Source organism: Vibrio sp. L5-1, from assembly GCF_021728315.1.
Classification (GTDB): Bacteria; Pseudomonadota; Gammaproteobacteria; order Enterobacterales; family Vibrionaceae; genus Vibrio; species Vibrio splendidus_K.
In genome coordinates this window covers 364,296-385,605 of the sequence record NZ_JAKKCQ010000002.1, presented here as the reverse complement: position 1 = coordinate 385,605, position 21,310 = coordinate 364,296, and the positions used below count along the sequence as shown (strand labels likewise).

Annotated in this window: 15 protein-coding genes and 1 pseudogene; 3 read left to right on the top strand and 13 right to left on the bottom strand. The window is 42.1% G+C overall.

What is annotated here, in order from left to right:
• Positions 1–124: 124 nt before the first annotated feature.
• From L3V35_RS08575 to L3V35_RS08540, 8 genes and pseudogenes are all read right to left on the bottom strand, one after another.
• Positions 125–2,515 carry a GGDEF domain-containing phosphodiesterase gene (locus tag L3V35_RS08575; protein ID WP_237299345.1) on the bottom strand — a complete coding sequence of 797 codons (2,391 nt, stop codon included), beginning with the start codon at positions 2,513–2,515 and terminating at the stop codon, positions 125–127.
• Positions 2,512–3,564, bottom strand: a complete 1,053-nt coding sequence (locus L3V35_RS08570) for a spermidine/putrescine ABC transporter substrate-binding protein (protein WP_237290600.1) — start codon at positions 3,562–3,564, stop codon at positions 2,512–2,514. Before L3V35_RS08570 ends, L3V35_RS08575 begins: the two co-directional genes overlap by 4 nt.
• Positions 3,565–4,015: 451 nt before the next feature.
• A pseudogene (locus L3V35_RS08565) lies at positions 4,016–4,156 on the bottom strand (Lrp/AsnC family transcriptional regulator); the annotation flags it as partial.
• Between the two features lie 31 nt (positions 4,157–4,187).
• Positions 4,188–4,868, bottom strand: coding sequence for a haloacid dehalogenase type II (locus L3V35_RS08560; RefSeq protein WP_237299343.1), 681 nt, complete (start codon positions 4,866–4,868; stop codon positions 4,188–4,190).
• Between the two features lie 201 nt (positions 4,869–5,069).
• Positions 5,070–5,873: a MetQ/NlpA family ABC transporter substrate-binding protein gene (locus L3V35_RS08555; protein WP_237299341.1), complete on the bottom strand. Its 804-nt coding sequence runs from the start codon at positions 5,871–5,873 to the stop codon at positions 5,070–5,072.
• 306 nt (positions 5,874–6,179) lie between these two features.
• Complete coding sequence (locus tag L3V35_RS08550) at positions 6,180–7,088, bottom strand: dienelactone hydrolase family protein (RefSeq protein ID WP_237299339.1); 909 nt, start codon at positions 7,086–7,088, stop codon at positions 6,180–6,182.
• 320 nt (positions 7,089–7,408) lie between these two features.
• The gene (locus L3V35_RS08545; RefSeq protein ID WP_237299338.1) at positions 7,409–8,551 is read right to left on the bottom strand and encodes a GGDEF domain-containing protein; all 1,143 of its coding nucleotides are present in this window, start codon (positions 8,549–8,551) and stop codon (positions 7,409–7,411) included.
• Positions 8,552–8,763: 212 nt separating this feature from the next.
• On the bottom strand, positions 8,764–9,219 hold the full coding sequence (locus L3V35_RS08540) for an Lrp/AsnC family transcriptional regulator (protein WP_017057485.1): 456 nt from the start codon (positions 9,217–9,219) through the stop codon (positions 8,764–8,766).
• A 142-nt stretch (positions 9,220–9,361) separates the two neighbouring features.
• On the opposite strand from L3V35_RS08540, the gene L3V35_RS08535 reads away from it, so the two are divergent.
• The gene (locus tag L3V35_RS08535) at positions 9,362–11,173 is read left to right on the top strand and encodes a PLP-dependent transferase (protein ID WP_237299336.1); all 1,812 of its coding nucleotides are present in this window, start codon (positions 9,362–9,364) and stop codon (positions 11,171–11,173) included.
• Positions 11,174–11,628: 455 nt separating this feature from the next.
• Entirely contained in the window at positions 11,629–11,991 is a 363-nt protein-coding gene (locus L3V35_RS08530; protein WP_237299335.1) for a NirD/YgiW/YdeI family stress tolerance protein, read from the top strand.
• Positions 11,992–12,301: 310 nt separating this feature from the next.
• Here the strand turns inward: L3V35_RS08530 and L3V35_RS08525 are convergent, their stop codons facing one another.
• Complete coding sequence (locus L3V35_RS08525; RefSeq protein WP_065205428.1) at positions 12,302–12,544, bottom strand: hypothetical protein; 243 nt, start codon at positions 12,542–12,544, stop codon at positions 12,302–12,304.
• 311 nt (positions 12,545–12,855) lie between these two features.
• Positions 12,856–13,722 carry an acetyl-CoA carboxylase, carboxyltransferase subunit beta gene (gene accD, locus L3V35_RS08520; protein WP_237299333.1) on the bottom strand — a complete coding sequence of 289 codons (867 nt, stop codon included), beginning with the start codon at positions 13,720–13,722 and terminating at the stop codon, positions 12,856–12,858.
• A gap of 121 nt (positions 13,723–13,843) precedes the next feature.
• Between accD and L3V35_RS08515 the strand changes: the two genes are divergently transcribed.
• Positions 13,844–14,755 carry a LysR family transcriptional regulator gene (locus L3V35_RS08515; protein WP_237299331.1) on the top strand — a complete coding sequence of 304 codons (912 nt, stop codon included), beginning with the start codon at positions 13,844–13,846 and terminating at the stop codon, positions 14,753–14,755.
• A 370-nt stretch (positions 14,756–15,125) separates the two neighbouring features.
• Here the strand turns inward: L3V35_RS08515 and L3V35_RS08510 are convergent, their stop codons facing one another.
• From L3V35_RS08510 to L3V35_RS08500, 3 genes are all read right to left on the bottom strand, one after another.
• Positions 15,126–16,745, bottom strand: coding sequence for an endonuclease (locus L3V35_RS08510; RefSeq protein WP_114633342.1), 1,620 nt, complete (start codon positions 16,743–16,745; stop codon positions 15,126–15,128).
• A gap of 801 nt (positions 16,746–17,546) precedes the next feature.
• Positions 17,547–18,515, bottom strand: a complete 969-nt coding sequence (locus tag L3V35_RS08505; protein WP_237299329.1) for a nucleoside hydrolase — start codon at positions 18,513–18,515, stop codon at positions 17,547–17,549.
• Positions 18,516–19,175: 660 nt separating this feature from the next.
• On the bottom strand, positions 19,176–21,218 hold the full coding sequence (locus tag L3V35_RS08500; protein ID WP_237299328.1) for an FUSC family protein: 2,043 nt from the start codon (positions 21,216–21,218) through the stop codon (positions 19,176–19,178).
• Between the last annotated feature and the right edge of the window lie 92 nt (positions 21,219–21,310).

Sequence of the window (21,310 nt, the reverse complement as noted above, 5' to 3'; positions counted from 1 at the left end):
GACAACAATTCTAATCAGGAGGTTAGATTAATCAGGCCACAACATACAGCCATCAATCGAGCGGGCAAAGCGATGTGTCATTCCAAGGCGCAGAACTAGACCATATTCTATGGTGTCACATATTTTAACTGTATTCAGGCAAAACCCCTCTCTTCCATGCCGCGATAAAATCATCTTCTTTTAAGGGCTTAGATAGTAAGAACCCCTGCACTTCCTGGCATCCTTTGTTTCGAACGTAATCTAATTGACTCACTGTTTCTACGCCTTCGGCAATGATATTGAGATCATAAATTTTGGCCATTTCAATGATCACTTCAATAAGCTGTTTGTCTGTTGATTCAGAGTCAATTGCGTTGACAAACATACGGTCGATCTTAAGCGTATCGATAGGATAATTTATCAGTTGGCTAAAGGCTGTATAGCCGGTACCAAAATCGTCAAGAGAAACCTTCACTCCGAGTTGTTTCAACGCCTTAAGTCTCTCAATATTCTGTTCATCTCCGGGTATAAAGCAGGTTTCAGTGATTTCCATTTCAATCATGTGAGCTGGAATCTCATAGCGCGTCAGTAACCCAGAAAGTACATTGACAAAGTCGGAATTATGGAGCTGCCAAGATGAGAAGTTAATCGCTAATGTACCATCAAAATTCAGCTCTTCTATCCAGACGGACAGCGTTTGCAGAGCATTTTCAAAAACCCAATAATCAATATGTTTAATTAAGCCTGACGATTCTGCTACAGGTATAAAATCCGCTGGCCCGTAGGAAAGAAGAGCCTCGTGGCTTGTACGGATTAGAACTTCTGCACCTTTTATCTTACCTTTTTCGATATCATAAACTGGCATATAGGTTAGATAGAACCCGTTAGATTTAATCGCATCTTTCAAGTCTTCATTAATTTGAGTATGACGCTTTATTTCTCTATCCATCTCTTTTGAGTAGAATTGATAATGGTTTCTTCCCGCGACATTTTTGCAGGCATACATCGCTGAATCAGCATTGTTAACCAGTTCGGTGACAGAGTTAGCATCATCAGGGTAAACGGAAATACCGACACTGACCCCAATATCAAATTGAGTACCATCCACCTCGAAGCCGTCCTCAAAGAGAGAGAGAATTCGATGGGCAAATTCGGTAAGTATATCTAAGTCGTCCAATCCACCAACTATGATGGCAAATTCATCCCCAGATAGCCTGGCGAACTCAAGCTCAGAGATAGTTAGATTTCCCCACTCAAAATCAACAAAGCTGTCGACAAGGCGTTCTGAAAACACTACGAATAAGTGGTCACCAACATGATGTCCGTACTTGTCATTTACGTGTTTAAAGTTATCAATATCAAAGTAGATAACGGCGCACTTTGTATCTGTTTCGGTGCAGTTATTCATTATACGCGTGATATCTAAATTGAATTTTTTCCTATTTGGTAAGCCCGTCAGAGAGTCTCTTTTTGCCAGATCATCGAGATCAGTAATCAAATTAATGTACTTATTGGTGAGGATGGAGACTTCGTCGTTACTTTTGGAACGCTCTATGTAGACTAAGCCATCATGATTTACGGACTCCACTTTCTTAGTCAGTCTCTCCACTGGCTTAATGATTTGTTTTACGATAAGCCACTTTAGTAGTAAGAAAGTGACAGCCGTTACTAACAAAACAATAACAGCGTAAAGAAGTTGAAAGGGTTTATACAACTTATTGAGGTGTATTTGAGATAGGCAAATTTTGATAGACCATAAGTCATGTATTAACTGAAAACCTAATTCATAGTCTGGCAAGGTAATATCTTTTATCTGTTCTTCGTTACCCAGCGAATACGAGGTGGCATTAGGTCTAAGTATCAGTTGAGCGTCAGGACCGAGCCTACTTTTCACAGATACTTGAAATTCATCGTAGTGCCTGATTTTTGAGCGAACCACTGCAGTAAGTAATGTCTGCCCATAAGAAAAGGTTGGGACAGTAAAACTCTGCTCAGGTGTAAATGTTTTTACAACTAAAAATTCAGGGCCTTCAACACCATCGTTCAGTTTGTAGGTAGAAGCGTTAACGTGAGCCACACCTTTCAAATCTAATGCTTGTTGAATCGTAGCAAGGTGATCCGTCACAACCGTATCAGCAGAGTATTTTGCAAATGGATCCGACGTATTAAAGTAGATAAGCTCTTTGCCATTAATATCCACTAGAGCAAAGCTCTCGATCGTACTGTGATTGAGCTTTAATTGATTGATATAAGCCGTTAGCTCTTTCTCCGTGTAATATTGAGCAGTGTCATCATATATTTCAATAAGATACTTTTGAATGTAGTAGTTCTCTAGACTCATTCTAATCGCAGAATCGAGCTCTCTAAGCGCTTCATTAAGCTCATGAGAGATATGAGTAAGTTCACTTTGTAATTGTTCCGATAGCGACGAGTTCAGTTGCATTTTTTGACTGGTATACGAAAACACTCCGGCGATGGAGAAAATTACCACCATAACAGGGAGCAGAATATAATTGATCTTTAGCGACAGTTTCATTTTTTTGTTTTATATCTTTGGTTATGAATAACAAAGAGTATTTGGCTTCTCAGGTCTGAAGCTTCTTTGCTTAGTGTCTTATAGGTAAACGATGAACCGCTGTCTAATCCCGTTGGGAACAACTCTTCATCTAACAGATAATCATCAGATGCTAAGCCCAAAACGTGTCTGTTCGAGCTTGCGAACCACATCTCTTCTGCATTTAATGCCGATCTTTCAGGTGTGTTAATAAAGTTAAGGAACTCTATCGACGCTTTGCTAATAGGCCTGTCTTTATGGACACTAAAGCATTCATGCCACATCAAAGTACCTTCTTGAGGAATGGTATAGATCCAATCATCTTGCTCTGTATACGACGCTATTTGTTCTTTTTCTCCTGAATAGATAACGGCAACTTCCATTTTAGAGCCAGATTTTTTATCTAGAGCGTAGCCAATAGCCGCTCTTATTACTAATAGCTGTTCACGGACCTTCATTAACAGTTTGTACGCTTGTGCCAATTCGACTTCATTTTCGGTCATAGGATCGAACCCTAACGCCAATAATGCGATTGCAATGGTATCTACATCGTCATCAGGAATCACAACAGTTTGAGGGTGCTCTAATGCGTAGTCGAAAACGTCCATCCAAGAGGTTATACCTTCGGTAGCTCTTGAAGACCGAAATGCGACCCCCATGGTACCATTAGCGTACGGAATGCCATGCACCCCGCAAGCTCTGCGAGACACCTCTGTAAAGTTTGAATTACCTTCCTTCAAAGTATTAGACAAATCCCCTAAGGTGCCTGCTTTGCCCAGTTCGCCAATGGTTTGCCCATCAATGATAAACAAATCATAGGCTAGGGCTTTACCTGAATACACCACAGCATCACGCAACATTTCATTTTCAAAATAAACTTGAGAAACAGTATGACCGTACTGTTCTTCAAACTCTTCTATCAGAATGTCAGAGATATAGTCTTCCCAAGTGAAAATTTTTAGCTCTTCGGCAAAACACCTAGCGGATAAAAAAATAGTACACGTTAGAGTAAAACAAGTTAAAAAACGCATCAGATACCTATTACTAATTGTTTTCGATGGTGTTTAACCATGACGTTGGTTTTGGCCTTATTTATCAAACATAGGCGTAATTGTGCCTCATCATTCAATATATTAGTGAGATGTATATTAGATATCGTGCAAATAGTTGATTTGTGGGACTAGAATCGACATAGAGAATTGAAAGTGTAAAACATCGTTAAACGTTATTTTTCATATTGGATCAAATCGGAGCATGTTCTTTACTACAAACTCAAACTCAAACTCAAACTCCAACATCACCAACTTGCAACTCCACGTCGTCAGTTTGCTTTGAGGAAAAGTACTGAAATTCCAGTAGCTCGATCTTCCACGAAGTAATTACGTTAATGCGGAATGGGGCGAAATATTTGTTGGTGCAGTTCAGGAATTTTGAAGAGCAGCCTCTAGCGCCCCATAAACCCCGAGCAAAAGCGAACTTCATCTATCTCACTGGCAATTTGGTCTTTGTTTTTACCTGACCGAAGGCGAATCTGGATTCGATAGAAGCTATATTGGGTAGGCGAGTTAATTGCTCTGTAGATAGAATTAAGGCCTCGCGTGTGCGAAGCCTTTTTGTTTGTATCGAGCGGGAGTAGCAAAAGCCTCTTGAGGTTTTACTTGTCTAAATTGTGCTTAATTATCTGCTCTACCACACCATCCATCGTCTTTGAGCTAATCTCCGGCTTCAAATACAAGGAATGATACTCAACTCCTGTTCGGTCTATATAGGCGGCTTGTAAGCCAGCAGATAACGCACCATGAGTGTCCCAATCGTGAGTAGCGACAAGACGAAGGTTATCGACAGGCTCTTGTAAAGTTTCTGCTGCAAATTTATACACATCTGAACTAGGTTTGAAACTGCCTGTTTCTTCAACGGAAATGACGGTGTCGAAATAATCTTCTAAGCCCGAGTTCTTGATTTGAGAAGTGATAAGGTCGAGGGATGAGTTGGAAAACGCGACTGTTTTAAAACCACTTTTACGCAACTTATGTAAAGACTCTTTGATATTAGTGTGCGGTGGTAGATTGGCAAAGGAAGTTAATAAGGCACCTTTGCTTTCGGTCGTTAAATCACACTTGTACCGCTGTGCAATAGCGTCGAGCGCTGCATTCGCTAATTCAGAAAAAGTAGATTTTACGTTTGTTGCGATGCAAACCGTTGAGGAGTGTAAAAGCTTTGAAAACCAGAGCGATAGTGCATCCTCACTGCCAAACACCGCTTTAAATTTAGGCTGTAATGACCCCAAATTTAAAACCGTTTCGTTTATATCAAACAGTATCACTTCTTTTTTCATGCGAAGAACCCAGAATTAATTGAATTTCATACTTACATAATCTGCTCTCATCACACCGTTTTCAACCTCGATTTAAGTAACTTAAGCTTTGCTTCTAATTTGAAAAGGGGCAGGAATGAGTCAGCGATGAACACGTCAACTCAATCTGGCGTTGCTTAATGAGTAGCAGGCAACGCCAAATCTAAGGTGAACTCTTTTAGCTTAATTTGCGGCTTCTATGGTGCCTTTGAAAGTGCTGTCTAAAAAGTCATTGATCTCTTGAGAGTGGTAAATTGAGATGATCTTTTTATACGTTTCATTATTTTTGTCTTCTTCTCGCGCCGCCACAACCATCACGGCTAAAGGTGCGTCTTTTTTCTCTAAGTAAATGCCTTGTTTCTTAGGGTCCAGTCCAGCAGACATCACATAGTTCATGGTGATTGCAGCTGCATCTACATCGTCAAGAGAGCGGGGTAGTTGAGCGGCATCCACTTCAACAAATCGAATGTTCTTCGGGTTATCAACAATATCGCTTAATGAAGCGTTGAAACCAGCGTTGTCTTTTAAAGAAATCAGCCCAGCATCTTCAAGTAGCAATAGTCCTCGCCCACCATTCGTTGGGTCGTTTGGAATCGCGATTCGTGCGTTATCTGGGATAGAGTCAAGCGAAGTATACTTGTTCGAGTAAACGCCCATACGCATCAAAATTGAACGTCCGATAGAAATTAACTGGCTATCGTGATTGGCATTAAAGTTGTCGAGAAATGGCTGATGTTGGTAACTATTGAGTTGAATACTTCCATCGTCCAATGCTGCGTTAGGGGTGATGTAGTCTGAGAATTCGACGAGTTCAATGTTAATCCCTTGCTTTGCTGCTTCTTTGGCGACTGCCTGTACAACTTGTGCATGTGGGCCAACTGTCGCCCCAATCTTGATGACAGCCTCGTCTTTTTTTTCACATCCTGTTACGCCGAATACGAAAGCTAATGCCAACAGGGATGCTGTGATTTTTTTGTAGCTGTTCATGATAACTCCATTTAATTAACCAAAAGACATGTAGGCGTCTAGATGTCTATATTATCTATTTATGCGATCGGGTCAATAGGTTTGTTAGAAGCAAAGTTAGATTGATATTAATAGGTTAGATTGATATTAAGAGTCAGGTTTAATTCATATCAGAATGTCGACGACCCCAAACCTATCTGTAGGGCAAGCCCATATAGCGTTGAGAAAACAAAGGCCTCGCACGTATGAGGCCTTTTGGGTTTCGTTGAATAAGGTATAGGGCAGTAACTTGGAATTTAAAGAAAACGGGTTAGGTAAAGCTGCCTGTTAAGAAAGCTTTTTATTAAAGAACTCAAGTGTACGTGCCCACGCTAACTCTGCTTCTTCTTCAGCATATCGACCTGTTGAATCGTTATGGAAGCCATGATTCACACCGTCATAGATGTAAGCGGTGTAGTCTGCCTCAATCTCTTTGAGTTCAGCTTCATATTCTGGCCAAGTTGCATTCACACGTTTGTCGATTCCCGCAAATTGGATGAGCAATGGCCCTTTAACATTCTTTCTTAAATCGGGTGCGGCAGGAGTACCATAAAACGGAACGCCCGCATCCAGTTGCTCTGGCATTACCGCCGCCAACATATTTACGATATAACCACCGAAGCAAAATCCGACTGCGCCTAGCTTGCCGTTACTTTTTTCATGAGATTTCAAAAAGTTTGCAGCGGCGATAAAGTCTTCTTCGATTTTATCTCTGGATAATGATTTTTGCATTGCACGACCTTCATCATCATTACCTGGATACCCACCAAGCGAATAGAGTGCATCAGGTGCAAACGCAATAAACCCCGCGGCCGCGAGTCGTCTTGCCACGTCCTTTATATATGGGTTTAAGCCTCTATTTTCATGAACAACTAAGACAACTGGCGCATTATCCGCTAACTCTTTTGGTACCACTAAATAACCACGGCCTTCTCCGTATCCTTTAGGTGAAGGAAATGTCTCGTAGGTTGCTGTGATGGAAGGATCATTGAAAGAGACTTGCTCTGCCTGCGCATAATTAGGGATCAGTGCAGAAGTTAGCGTCGTCATAGTTAAGCCAAGTACAGCTAGCCCGGATAGTCGAGCCATAAACTCTCTGCGATCAATCAGACCGTGCGCATATTCGTCGTACCAATCAAATGCTTCTTGAGGGATAGATCGAGTCGGATCTGATTGAGATTCGGTACTTTGATTCATAACTTTTCCTTGTTGTGAGTTGTTTGACCAATCAACTATAGTGGAAATTTTAATATATTTGAACGATCGCTCAATAACTTTTGAGCTATTTGTTATATCAAAGTACAAAAATTAGATGACAGCCAGATAAACGATCACTTCGAATCGATTCACATATCTTTGGTTTGTTTTACGGAATCAATCAACACAAGGTTAATGTAAGTGATTAAGTCAGTGAAATAGGCTGGTGATTATTATTTGTTTTTGGGGAAGTATTAGCTTTAAATTGGGCAAAGCTTGTTTATTTTTTCTTAATATGAATATTTAACCACCACATTTTGTTAACGCTCAACGATGCAATCGCGCCCTTGGGATTTCGCGTCATAGAGTGCGTTATCCGCTCTTTTAATTAATGAATTCCAGTCATCGTTTATGAGGGCTTGAGTCACTCCAATGCTGACAGTATACCTGCCAGATGAGAGCTCTTGATTGGAGTTGTGTTTTGCGTGGTTTCTTATTCTTTCGGCTATCTGCATTGCTTGAACTTTATTCGCTCTAGGTAACATGACAACAAACTCTTCTCCACCATAGCGAAAGCAGAAATCGCTTGTTCGGCATGTATCTTCAAGAATTTGACCAAAGTGCTTAATCACATCATCTCCCTTGTCATGACCATAGGTATCATTAATTTTTTTGAAATGATCTAGGTCGGCCATCAGTACAGAAATGTCACTCTCTCGGCCTGGTAGAACAAGCTTGGGTATCAGCTCAGCTAGGCCTCTACGGTTATAAAGGCCTGTTTGTTCATCAGTGATCGATGAACGATAGGTTTGCTTCAATAAACGATCAGTTAAGATCCAAAACACTGAAAATGCGAGGCTAATAATTGTGATTGTCATGATAACGAAAGACAATTTATGAATATCTGATATCAGGTAATAGTTCGAGTTCGTTCCTTTGGTATGAGCAAGTACGCCCCTAATTGCCATATAGAGAATGTTGATGAACAGGGTCAGGTTCAACAGGCACTTTGCTTCTCTGTTATCGTGTTTTTCCCCGGAATAGTTTGCACGTAGGGCTAAGATACATATCGTCACAACGAGAATACTTCGAGCTTCGATCCTAGAAGTAACAGAAGGTGCGATTATGGCGCTATAAAGAAAGAAGCTAATGCCAAGGGAGCTAATGATCATTGATATTACGAGAAAAGATCGACTTGCTCCTCGTAACACGGTTATGCCGACGAGTAGTAAACCAAAAGCCGTTGCGTATGCACCATTGGAAAGAAAAACGATGGATTCTGAAGATTGAGTAACGCCGAATGAAAGTGGTGTAACACTGGCTCCTAACAGCAAAGCAGCATAAGCAATATAATTCACCCCTAACGTGGTGCCTGCGAGTATATATTTATGCGTTAACAACATAGCACTCGCAACCGTGGCTGCTAACAAAGAGGTATATATAGCTAAGGTGTGTACATCCATGAAATCACCAACAACGTAAAAATGAACTCTCTCAATTCAGTATTACGCAATTTGTATTATTAATATTTAGTAGTTAATCATTATTAAACCATATGCTGATGCAGATCAATTTATGTTCAGGTGCGCGAGCTAGCACTAGGGCATTTCTGAACTAGAAAGTGTCACGTCAAAATTCAAGCCATCAAGATTCTGGACCCAATAGCGCCCCGCATTTACCTCACTGGCAACTTGGTCTTTGTTTTTACCTGACCGAAGGCGAAGCTGGATTCTATAGACGCAATATTAGGTAGGCGAGTTAATTGCTTACGAATAAACTGCTCGTAGCTTTTGAGTGATTCACTGACGACATGTAATAGGTAGTCGTGATTGCCCGTCATCAGAAAGCACTCTAACACCTCGTCAATCACTTCAATGTGTTGTTCAAAGTCTCGCATATTCTCTTCAGTTGGCTTTTCAAGTTTCACCAACACAAACACATTCACAGGCAAGCCGCATGCTTCTTGGTCGACACTGGCGTGATAGCCGCGAATAATCCCTTGTTTCTCTAGTGCTCGAACTCGGCGTAAGCAAGGAGAGGGCGATAGCGACACGCGATCGGCCAACTCTTGATTGGTGAGCCGAGCGTTGCTTTGCAGTTCAGCCAGTATTTTCTTGTCGATCTCGTCCATTAGCATAATCCATCAATATCGAATTTAGTTTGGCAATATTATTGCTCAAAGTGTATGTCTTACTTCGCAAATAGCAATTTTTAGCATCTGTACAAAACTAAAATTAAAGGAGGAACAACAAGCATGGAATGACTTAGGAATTATGAATACTTCAACTCAACTTAGCCCGCTGCGTAAAACAACCAAACATGAACAAGCAGAAGCCCTTGCGATTGAGCAAGCAAAGCATTTTGGTATCGATCCAAACAGTGATTACGGCGTCACTCTGATTGAACTGGCGACGACACTGTACAAAGCCAATACCAAGACACACGATCTTTGGGCATTGACGGTTGATGGGCTTTCAGACCTCGACAAGAGTGACCGAATCGCTTGGTTTAACGCCAAACGTTTCTTGTCATTCCAGATCGCTAAGATCCTAGACAACCTGCAAAACCCAATGCGTGCTACTTACCAATCTATTGCCACCAATAATGGCAATTTTGCGTCTAAAGGTGCGTATCCTATCTTCGATAATGTTGCCGCTATTTTCTCTGCCAGCCCTGTTATTACGCGCACCGCGACCTATTTGTTTGCGTGTACAGAATGGATTGAAGATGCATTCAACGGTAAAGAGCCGCTGCACGATATTTACTCTCGTCTTCTTAATCCTACATCGATTTCACTGGCTAATCACATGGTTGATATTGAGGCAGGTTCTAGAGCCAACGAGTATCTCGCATGGAACTTTAACTCGGGTATGGCGGCTATTGATGGGTTGTTAAGCCACTTGCTCGGGCATGAAGACATTGTCTTGGCTTCACGCAATATCTATGGAGGTTCTTACCAGCTGTTGGAAGATTGGTTTGGCAAGCCTTCGAACCTGAATGTCGCGGTAGAGTGGGTCGATGGTTACTCTGGTGATGAGTTTGCGGCTCGTCTTGATGAGGTTGCTGATAAATACGCGGATCGCCTCGCTGCGGGTAAGAAGATCTACGTTTACCTAGAGTCACCGTGTAACCCGCATGGATACGTGTTGGATGTTGCTAGTATCAGCAAAGCTGGTCACGTTCGTGGTTGGGACGTGATTGTCGACTCAACAGTAGGCACACCATTGCTTCATCCTGTGCTAAAACGCGATGATGTGATGGAAAGGCCAGATTATGTGATTCACTCCTACACCAAAGAGCTAGCGGGTTCAGGCACCACAACAGCTGGAGTCGTGATTGGCCGTAACGAAACCATGTTTGTTCCAAAAGGGGAGGAGATGACTTTCACCAAACCTAACGGTAATGAGGTCACCATTCCATGGAACGAAACCTTGTTTTGGAATGTGTACTACATTAAGGGCGCGTTCTTAGACGCAGACAAAGCGTTCGAAGTGCTCAATGGTATGAAAACCTATGAGATGCGCGTGGTGCAGAAAACCATTAATACTCTGACTCTCGCGAAGATCTTCGATGCTCACCCAGACATCAACGTGTCGTGTCCAGCTTTGCCAGATAGTGATAACTATGAACACTGCCAGAACAACATGTACTTGGGGTTACCTGCTGCGCTGTTTACTATCGATATGGAAGGCAACGGTGATCGTACGCCAATCAATCGTGATGGGTTTAAACAGTTCTTCGACATGCTTGAGCCCGCAATCGGCATGCAAGTGAGTTTAGGGCAAACCAATACGGTGGCACTGTGCCCGGCACTGACTACGCATTCTGAACTCAGCGACGAGGCGCTCAATGAAGCAGGCATCAAACCGACCACAATGCGTATCTCTATCGGCTTGGAAGATCCTCGAATGTTCATTGCTCATATAGTCGAGGCGGCCAAATTGTCCATTGACCGTAAGCACGCCGACTTCTCATCGAGTTTCCCTAGTGGTAACAGTATCGATGAAATCTATATGCAAACCTATATGGATGTACACCAGAGGTTTGTGAAGAGCTTGCCGAAGTTCAGTCAGCTTACTCAGTAACTTAGGTCTGTAAGGAAAGTTAACAAGAGAAGCCAGTGAAGTAGGGTTGCTGTAAACGTTATAGGACAGTCATAATCGCTAAATAGCAAAACTAGGGCCGCGCGCGTGCGAGGCCTTGGTTTTAGAAAGCTCTCACTACGTAGCTTCATCGAGTGCTATTCAATTGGTGCTTGGAAAGCTACTCTTTTGATGACTTATTACTGGGCTAATACTGAATAACAGAGAGCAAGAGCTCTAGAAAAGGAATGATTTTCGTAAAAAGTAAAATTATTCGATTAAGATAGCATTTAAGATCACCATTAAGATCATATGGTTATGGTTATGGTTTTTTTTGGTATTGTCATTCTACGTATTTTCAACATGAATGAATTATGAACGCTACTTTCATCCGCGATTAATACCACCTCCTGCATAGTACACCCATCAAAACAAACTATGACTCCTTAGAGGTTCTTATGAAAAACGTACTTATTGCTACTACACTGGTTCTGGCTTCAGGCTTTGCAACAGCAAACACTTTACCAGCAACGGGCGGATTTAATGGCCCGACGGCTAGCGCTCCTGTTACGGTTGCTCAAGTCCTAGAAGCAAGAGATGATACCCAAGTTCAGGTGACGGGTAACATTGTGCACTCTTTGGGAGATGACGAGTACAAGTTTACTGATGGCAAAAACACAATTGTGATCGAAGTAGAGGATGAAGCTTGGGCTGGTTTGACTATTGCTCCAAATGACAAGATAACGATTGTTGGCAACGTTGAAAAAGATAGCTGGGAAGAGGCAACAATTGAAGTTGATAGAATTGCGATTGGTAGCTAAATCGAGTGAATGCAGTAGTAACTGAAGCGATAACTTAAACCTCAAAGGAGCTCATTGTGGCTCCTTTAAAGTTTTAGAACTATGACAAATAGAGAGCATGTATTTACTTTGTGCTATTGCTCATAACTCATAGCTAAGTGCCATACCCGTCCAACATTAATTCAGTAAACAGTCTCCGTCTCTAATAAAGCTAGATTCTTAAGTAATAGACTGAATTTCGGCTGTACCAACCCATTTTTGTGTTTGGGACCAAATATAGCGGTGACTCATTTTGGGGAAAACGGTGTAACTCTCTCTGCTCACTCGTTTACTATTTAGGCTGGTGGCCAGTCTTCTTCGCAAGTTCTTGCATAGCCTCGGCAAACGTTGTTGTCCCGCCTTTCGCTTTAACCTGTACCACCTTATACCCCAGATTTTCCAGCGCTTGGCGCTCTGCTAAAACAGCTTTATCATCTGGCTGACTGCCCTGTACTGGCTGATGAATGTAACACCCTTCGAGTTGACCATCTTCGACCAGTTGGTGGTGTTTTAGTGCATTGATATCAAAATTCATAGTAAGTCTTTTCGTTTAGAATGGAGAGTCTCTGTGGCAAAGGCCGCGAGTATTTATAATTTGATTGTTTGTACAATACGGCATTTTAACCATAAGAAGCTAGTGTAAATACAGTAATCCAAAGGAATGTAGCTGGGTACGGTTTACTTCTTCAACCTCTTATTGGTAGTCGGAAAGGAGAGTAACTGAATGCGAACGTTACAAGTGATGCTGTATATTCAGCGATCAAGATGTTCTCCCCCTCGGTCGTTAATCTAAAGAGATCGTTGAACTTCATTTTAGGGGGAAGCTATAGTGCGAGGTGTAGTGGTCTAATGCTCAACTTGAATCTGAGTATTGGTCATCATTGCGATGAGACTTGCAATCCTTTTGCGCATCTCACGTCTATCAATAATCATGTCTAATGCGCCATGCTCTAATAGGAACTCGCTCTGCTGAAAATCTTCAGGTAACTTTTCTCGTACTGTTTGCTCAATTACACGACGTCCGGCAAAACCAATTCTCGCTTTGGGTTCACCGATATTGATATCACCTAACATCGCAATACTTGCCGATACACCGCCAAAAGTTTGATCGGTTAATACGGAGATATAAGGGAGCTTTGCATCTGATAGTCGCATTAAAGCAGCACTTGTTTTTGCCATTTGCATTAAAGCCATGAGTGATTCTTGCATGCGCGCTCCACCACAAGCCGAAAAGCATACTAGTCCACAGTTAGCCTCAATTGCTGCATCAACAGCGTCAACAAAGCGAGCGCCCACAACGGCACCCATTGAGCCTGCCATAAAAGAAAATTCGAAAGCGCACGCTACAACAGGTAATCCTAACAACTCTCCCTGTATCGCGACTATTGCATCTTTCTCACCTGTACTTTTTTGGGCTAGGGCAAGGCGCTCTGTGTAGCGTTTATTGTCTTTGAAACTGAGCAAATCTTGCGGCTCGTGTTGTTTGCCTAACTCAGTTTTCATACCTTTATCTAAAAAACTGTCTAAGCGACAGCGTGCCGACATCCTCATGTGGTGATCGCATTTTGGACATACCTCCAGATTTTCTTTAAGGGCTATGCTGTACAGGATCTGGTCGCAAGAGGGGCATTTTGTCCATATGCCTTCTGGAATATTCGCTTTACGCGTACTGATTATATTTTTCTTATCTAATAGTTTTTCTATCCAACTCATTGGAAACCTTATCCAGTTCACTTTTAATGATGAGTATTGTATAAGCCTGTTTCTGGTAATAAAGTGGCTAATATTGGCTTTATAATCCAACTGGGTGGGATTATTAGAATGGGTGGGATTAATGGGAATGCTTGAGAAGATTGATCAACAATGGCTAAAAAGTTTTCACTGTGTCTATGAGAACAATAGCTTTAAGAGAGCTGCGGAGTTTCTGTGTTTGCCGACATCAAACGTCAGTCGTCATATCGCGTTGCTAGAAGAGCAGCTGGATGCTCGACTTTTTGATAGAACGACTCGCCGAATTTCTTCGACAGAAGCAGGGGACCACCTCTATCTACGAACTCAGCCATTGTTGGATAAACTCAATGATGCTCTTGAGGAGGTGACACAACACTCTCGTGAAGTCATAGGGCAACTCAATGTTTTAATGCCAGACTCACCTGACTTGGCCCAAGCCGTCGTTTCGTTTTGTACTCAATATCCATCTATTTCATTATGTTGTGATACGAGTATCAGCCCTAAAGAGGATCCGCTTGACGGGTTTGACGTTATTTTGAGTTTTCATCGAGGGAAGCTAGAGGATAACAATTGGATAGCGAAAGAGATTAAGCGTTGGACTAGTGTTGTTGTGGCTTCACCCAAACTTCTTCATACATCTTCTAAGCCTTTTAAGATTACGGATTTGAAACATGTACCTTGTATTAACAGTTTTACTGCTTTAAATGGAACACCTTGGATATTCAAAAACGCGACAGGTGAGCTTATAACTCAAAGGGTTCAATCTACGTTTAAGGTCAATAGTGGACAGCTTGCTAAAGCAGGTGCATTGGCTGGTTTGGGGCTTGCGATACTCCCTGCTGAATTCTGTCGTAATGAAATAGATTCGGGTTCTCTAGAAGTTATAGAGCTTGAATACGAACCTGAGGACTTGGTGCTATATGCCTTTTATGCTTCTAGAAAGCACATAGCAAAAAAGGTTCCGATGTTCATTGAGCACTTACTGCATCAAGCAAATCTAGACGGGCAAAAATAACAGAAAATGCGGAGGCTAGGGGCTCTTCCCTAGGTTAGAGATGTACTCACTATTGATGGATAAAACTAAGACCTCGCGTTTGCGAGGATTTTTGTTTTTCGGGTAGTGATAACAAACTTTTTGACATAAATGAGCTACAAATTCCCCTAAGTTAGCAATTCATAGATAACTAAAGGTATGGAAAGTCGCTTAATGTAGCGTCTAGTATTGATGCTGCAGATCACTGACAAGCATACGGACCTTCATGACAATATGCTTTTTCAAATATTTTAAATCATGCTCTCTAATGCCTATCAATAAAAAAGCCCAAACAAAGGATTGGGCTCAATTCAATAATCATTAAACCATTGTCATCGTGATTATATTCCGATTAATTTCCCCAGATTTGGCTTACAAACTCTGGATGGTCAATAAATGGATTACGATTCCCTTGGAAATCATGTACCGCCTTATTTCGGTCGATTTCTTTTTGGCTTACTGGATCTTCAGAATGCCAACGCTTTAGCATAGTAAGTAGCCAAGGTTCAAAAACGGTTGTATTGGTTCCATCCAGAACGGCATCCGAGCTTGTAGAGTTTCCTTCCCAATTAGCGATTTCATTTTCATAGCGTGTTGCCATGTAGAAATATGCTCTTGCGAAATCACCTTTAAACTCATCAATTGGCTCAAACACCGTACCTACATAACCAAGAGAGTTTGCTGCACTGCCTAATTTAGAACCATTGCTTGATGTGTATGTTGCACTACTTACCTCACCAAATGGCCAATTACTACGTTTCGAGTTAACGTAGCCGTCAGTGGCAAATAAATGGTGACCGTCAGAGTTCATTGGCTCGACTTTCCCACCAAACCAGCTTTTCGGGAATGAGTGCTCACGGTTGTAGCAATCACCTTCTTTGCTGTATTGACCACATTGATCGGCCACCTTAGTAAATTGGATTGAATCTGAGCCTGAAGGTTTCTCTGAATACATATCGAGAATCGACCCATCAGTGTCATAGTATGCGTCTAGGTCAGCCTCAGACACTAATGTCCAAATAGCGGTGTAACCCTGACTACTATGATTATCAATAATTTGATATAAGGCCGTTTTTAACGCAAAGCCCACTTTGCCTTCAGCGTCTTTGTAATACTCACCTAACACTGGTGGTTCAGTTGGTGGTGTAGTCGTTGAGCCACCAATCGTAAATTCTGTACTCTGACTTGCTTGGAAATCACCACCAGATGCCACAACGGTTCCGTTTACCGACAAACTGTATGAACCATTCCCCACACTGCAGCACATTCCATCTCCATAAGAGTCTGAGACTTCTAGGGTGTAGCTACCATCCGCTAAACACATTTCCACTTCATTGTTGGTGTTACTTTGATAGTCTGAACCAGAATAAAGAGTTTGAGAAACTGAGTTTTTGAGAGACCAACTGGTTTCAGAACCATAGTTATCCGTCACTAGCGTGAGTGCGGCACTTGTGTCATTGCAGCTTTGTGTTGGTGGAGTCTCCGTAGGCTGAAAGTTATCTAAATACACCACTTCCGAACCATCAAAACCTGCATCATCATAAAATCGTATGCCCACAACGATATCTTTAGTGCTGGTAGCGCTGTACGAGTGAGTTAATGCTTGCCACTGATTCGTTAAACTATTATTCGAGTAGCCTAAATAGCCATCAACAAAAAGGCGAGCTTTCACGTTACCTTCAGTGTGATAAACATCGACAGAGAAATCATAAGTTTTCCCTTGTTCAACACTTATCGTTTGAAGTAAATCGGTATTACTTTGAGTACTTGTATTCACTGTTACTTGTGCAGAGAAACTGCCGTTATTTACAGGGTCGGTAGAGAGGGAAAGTGCAATGCCGGAGTCAATCACACTCCATCCAGATGGTACGTTTCCTTCCCAGTTTTCGAAACTTCCATTTTGCATTTGCGCATACGCACTCGCTGAACAAAGTAATGCAACGCCACTTAGTGTTATTATTCTATTTATCATATAACCTTCTGTTTAATCGGATAAAAACCAACTAAGCTTAGAAAGTAATCAAAAGATGAATGGAGATGCGCATCACATTTATAAATGTAAGCATTGTCACTTTTATTAATATATGTGATGTAAAGCAATGTGGTATCGATCTGTCAAATGCTTTCGCGCGCTAGATTATTGAAAAAGGTTCATCTCGGCTTTCAAGGGAAATCCGCGATGAATCAAAAATAAGCACTTATCCACAAGCCCTGCCTACAGTAAATGTAACCTCTACTAGAGTTCGATCCCGTCCTTGCCTAACCAACTGAAAATTATACATATAATTCAGTTTGGTTCTAATTTCTAGTTGAAAACCGTGCAAGCACATGTTGCTTCCGATTCAAGGCACGTTATCAATCAAAAAATTCCTTTTAGTTTTCTATTATTCAATGGCTTAGAAATAGTTGAACAACATATTCGTGCGTAAGTGTGATTAAAGGTTAGTCTGTTGTGGATTAAAACATTTAGCTACATTGTTGGAACTCTAGACATCAGGAAAAGTAAGGCAAGTTGCAGGGTTTGAAACTGAGTTCAATCCCTCTCAGGCTCACTTTGGGGGCATAAGTGAGCTAGTCAATTATGGAACTTAGTCAATGAAAATTACTTTTTAATATGGATAGACACTTAGATCGTGTATTGATATTGAAGATCAGTTTCATCTGAATCAGATGAAACTGACAGTGCCTTTGAGCGTTTCTACGCAATTGTAGGATTATTGTATCCAGAGCATTAGCCTGTCGCGCATTTCTCAATATTTACGACAGGCCCACTTTACTGCTGTGAATAGTTTATCAATGTCTCTCTGTAGAGTGAGAGTAAAGTATCGCTATCTACTTGAACGCCGACTTGTTGTGCAGGAAATAAACCCCATTCATCATTCATATAGTTACGTTGATCAGCTTTCTGAATGGTCATCCCTTCCGCTGGCCCATCTGTGACAACCCTGACCGGGCCATTACGACTTGTAAAAAGAGACGGTTGGATAACATAAGCAATGGCTGATGGGTCATGAACATGACAACCATTCATTCCTACTTTGTCAGAATAAAACTTTAAGTAGTAACGGCTAATGTCCCAGATGAACTGCCCAACTTCTCCAGCGTCATCTCGCAACTCATCAAGGTATTGACTGGTAAAAAAACTCTCCTCTGTAACATCGAGCCCGATAATGACGACTGGCCATGATGCCGTAAACACCTTATCGGCAGCATGAGGGTCATCATGAATATTCGCTTCGGCAAATGGTGTTACATTTCCTCTGTGGCCGTTTTCACCGAATGCACCACCCATAACGACCACTTCTTTTACCAAGTCGACGATGTCAGGAGCAGCTTCCAGTGCAAGTGCAAGATTAGTCAGAGGACCGACAGCCACAAGAGTGATCTCTTTAGGTTCAGCTCGAACACTGTCGATAATGAACTGATAAGCTGGCTTTTTAATCGCTTCATAATCTAGCGAACTTGGTGCCGTCACATCACCCAACCCCGTTTCACCATGCACAACAACCGTTGCTCCAACCGGATCTCTTAATAAGGGCTTATCCGAACCTTTTGCAACGAGTGCCTTCATACCGAATTTTTGCTTCAGATAGAGAGCATTTTGAGTGCCATTGTCTATCGTCGCATTTCCATAAACGGTCGTGATCCCCATTAGCTCAATATCTGGATGTGCTTCTGCAAATAGGATTGCCATTGCATCATCGATGCCCGGATCTGTATCTAGGATGATTTTCTTTGTCATATCAGCTTCTAATTAAACAGTTGAGAGGAGTAGACGATACCTAGAAAAAACACTGATGAACGTGACTTGAATCTCATGATGAGAGCAATTTAACTTAAACTCTCAAGGTTTGAATTGCTCGTATGAATATTGTACTCCGGTCATTTTGTTTCCGCCTTTTCTAAGGTATTAGTACCTTTAAAATATTGGAAAAATTCACCATGCCACTACAAGTTTTTCGACAGTGATGAACCACCAGTAGAATAGAATGTTCGATACTAAAGAAAGTTATCACGATGTATGCGGTGAGTGTTATAACAGTTTGTAAATCAGTTGTTTATGATGGGGTTGTTCATTTTTAAGATTCCAAGATCAACAGCGAAGTAGGTCTTAATTTGGAATGGATACCATCTACAAATAATGATGTTGTAAACGTTATAAATTCTCTAAATGAATTGGTTTTGCATGGTCACTTAAGGCAATTAGGTCGTTATGACTATATATATTCAATAACTGAAAAAGAACGTAAGTATTGGAATGAGTCAAATAACAAGTTTTAGATACTCTCTTTTTCCTAAAGGTGTGCCAAACGCTTCGCTTTAAAAATACAGATAAAAATCTGAGTGGCTATTGGGGTTTAAGAGCTTTGGTATTTAAGTCCTTTGATAGTTAAGCCCTGATTTAGCCTTCTAGATTACGCCGAACTAAATCGTGCATTTGCTTAATGGTCATCAGTGCTAACCAGATGATTTCTTCTACCGAACGTTGACCCGTTGTGGAAGTTGGGTGTTGGGCTTCAGTTTGATTGGTGATCGCGGGTAGCTCATGGACGCGGTTATCACGAATGGTATTGATCAATGCATCCATCGCATCATGAATCAAGCTTTCGACTTGTTGAGAGCCTTGATATTGCGTGCCTTTTCTGACCAGTGGGATCAGCAAGCAGAGGTAATGGCTTAATAATCGATAGTGACTCAGCATATCTTCATAATAGTGAGGATCGGCTCGAGTATGTTTTGGCTCTTGCTGCATCTCGTTGTAAATCAGCTCAAGGTCGCTTTCGGCGGTTAGCATCGCAGCACGTTGTTTGGTTAAGGCCATGTGGTCACGTTGTTCGGTGTCGACTTGCAATTGTTCATAGCAATACACAAACAAGCTTTTTGAGCTATTCAATGCTGTTAACGCTTGATTGTGGATCTCTTTACCTCGCCATTGCGGCCATAACAAACCATAACCGAGTAGCACAATGGCGCCACCGACGATGTTGTCGATCAAACGTGGTGCTGCGAAATCGAGCCCTTGGTGCGCCATGGTTTGATAAATCAAAATCAGTAGCGCGGTAATACAACCAATGGCTAGCGAGTAATTGCGCATGATATTAAGCATCGCGACGGGCAAGAGGATGACCATTAGCGTATACATCGCGGTCGTTGGTACGCCAATGTGAATTAAAGAGGTCGCGAACAGCACACCAAGCGCTGTACCTAAACAGCGTTGCCACGTTTTACTGCGTGTCGCCAAGAAGCTTGGCTGAATCACCATTAACATCGAAATCAGAACCCAATCAGGGCGAATCAATTCAAAGTATTCCGCAATTCCAGCACCAAGTGCGAACATCAAACCGACACGGGTAACATGACGCCAAATCGGATTGCCTCGGCTTGGTAGGCGAAAAGACAACTCGAACGGCTGCACTTCAAAAGAACGTTCATAAGCGGGTTCATTAAGCTCAATACGACGGGAAATGTGCTTCACTGCGTAGGCCCAATAACGAAAGCGGGGTTGGTCTTCGAGCTTGACCGCTTCAATCAAGTCACTAGCTTCTTGCTCTAATGAGCTTAAGTGCTTCACCTCTTCGTTTGTGTTGTGTAGAAGCTGTTTGGCTTTGTGTCTTAGTCTTTGCTGACAATGTTGGCTCCAAACCAATAGCAAGTCTCGTTTGTGTTTGCTGGACTGAAATTGGTTCAATAGATCGGGATTCGTTGTGTGGCTGCTGAGTATCACTTCAAACGTATCAAGAGCGAGGAACAAGGCTTGTCGAAGCGAGTTAGCATCTTCTTGTTTAGATCGAAAAGATTCAGATTGAAGAGCCTGTTGGAACAATTCGATGAGTTGGTATTTGATGCGTCTTTTCGGTGCTTCATTTTCGCCTCCTAACAAGAAGGCTTGGCGATATTGGATGTAGTCTGCCAACGTTTCGTAAATTGCAGATAAACATACACGCAGCGCATAGTGTTTCCACAGGGCAAACCAAAGCCAACTAAACAGTGCAAAAGTAAGGGGGCCAAGTACCAACATTGGGTACAAACTTAGCGCGGTGTTGGAATTGTGGAGTGAGAGTGTGACGATAGCAATTAGGAGGCAGGACATGCCAAGCCTCGCCCAGAATGGACCATTGACTGCCGCACTGGCAAGCAAAGCACCCATAGCACCATAAGTCACCCATAAAGGCAGTCCGCTTTTCAGCAGAGCGTAACTGACGACTAGAGTCATGCCCCAAGCGGTTGAGGTAATCGCAAAACGTGTCCACCGCCTTGGCCCAGCTGCATCGAGGCCACTAATCAGAGCGGCTGGCATGGTCATCAGCGCGGTCATGGCGATAGTGGTTTGATTCGACAACACCCCTAAACCGAGAAACAGCACAATGGCACTGGTGGCGCGAAGCCCAAGGTTAATAGAAGGGGAGTACCAGACTTTACGCAAAATGGCAGGAGAAAACGTCATAGACCCTCGTTATTTGTTTGATCTTAATGAGTGTAACGCCAAACCTCTTCGCGTGCTGTCTTCAATCACAGATTGATAAATTGAATCGCTGC

Excerpts from the sequence above, each read along its gene's own strand:
- L3V35_RS08575 (WP_237299345.1), bottom strand. The coding sequence starts at position 2,515 with ATGAAACTGTCGCTAAAGATCAATTATATTCTGCTCCCTGTTATGGTG.
- L3V35_RS08555 (WP_237299341.1), bottom strand. The coding sequence starts at position 5,873 with ATGAACAGCTACAAAAAAATCACAGCATCCCTGTTGGCATTAGCTTTC.
- L3V35_RS08560 (WP_237299343.1), bottom strand. The coding sequence starts at position 4,868 with ATGAAAAAAGAAGTGATACTGTTTGATATAAACGAAACGGTTTTAAAT.
- L3V35_RS08525 (WP_065205428.1), bottom strand. The coding sequence starts at position 12,544 with ATGAATTTTGATATCAATGCACTAAAACACCACCAACTGGTCGAAGAT.
- L3V35_RS08530 (WP_237299335.1), top strand. The coding sequence starts at position 11,629 with ATGAAAAACGTACTTATTGCTACTACACTGGTTCTGGCTTCAGGCTTT.
- L3V35_RS08505 (WP_237299329.1), bottom strand. The coding sequence starts at position 18,515 with ATGACAAAGAAAATCATCCTAGATACAGATCCGGGCATCGATGATGCA.
- accD (WP_237299333.1), bottom strand. The coding sequence starts at position 13,722 with ATGAGTTGGATAGAAAAACTATTAGATAAGAAAAATATAATCAGTACG.
- L3V35_RS08515 (WP_237299331.1), top strand. The coding sequence starts at position 13,844 with ATGGGAATGCTTGAGAAGATTGATCAACAATGGCTAAAAAGTTTTCAC.
- L3V35_RS08545 (WP_237299338.1), bottom strand. The coding sequence starts at position 8,551 with ATGGATGTACACACCTTAGCTATATATACCTCTTTGTTAGCAGCCACG.
- L3V35_RS08510 (WP_114633342.1), bottom strand. The coding sequence starts at position 16,745 with ATGATAAATAGAATAATAACACTAAGTGGCGTTGCATTACTTTGTTCA.
- L3V35_RS08570 (WP_237290600.1), bottom strand. The coding sequence starts at position 3,564 with ATGCGTTTTTTAACTTGTTTTACTCTAACGTGTACTATTTTTTTATCC.
- L3V35_RS08540 (WP_017057485.1), bottom strand. The coding sequence starts at position 9,219 with ATGGACGAGATCGACAAGAAAATACTGGCTGAACTGCAAAGCAACGCT.
- L3V35_RS08500 (WP_237299328.1), bottom strand. The coding sequence starts at position 21,218 with ATGACGTTTTCTCCTGCCATTTTGCGTAAAGTCTGGTACTCCCCTTCT.
- L3V35_RS08550 (WP_237299339.1), bottom strand. The coding sequence starts at position 7,088 with ATGAATCAAAGTACCGAATCTCAATCAGATCCGACTCGATCTATCCCT.
- L3V35_RS08535 (WP_237299336.1), top strand. The coding sequence starts at position 9,362 with ATGAATACTTCAACTCAACTTAGCCCGCTGCGTAAAACAACCAAACAT.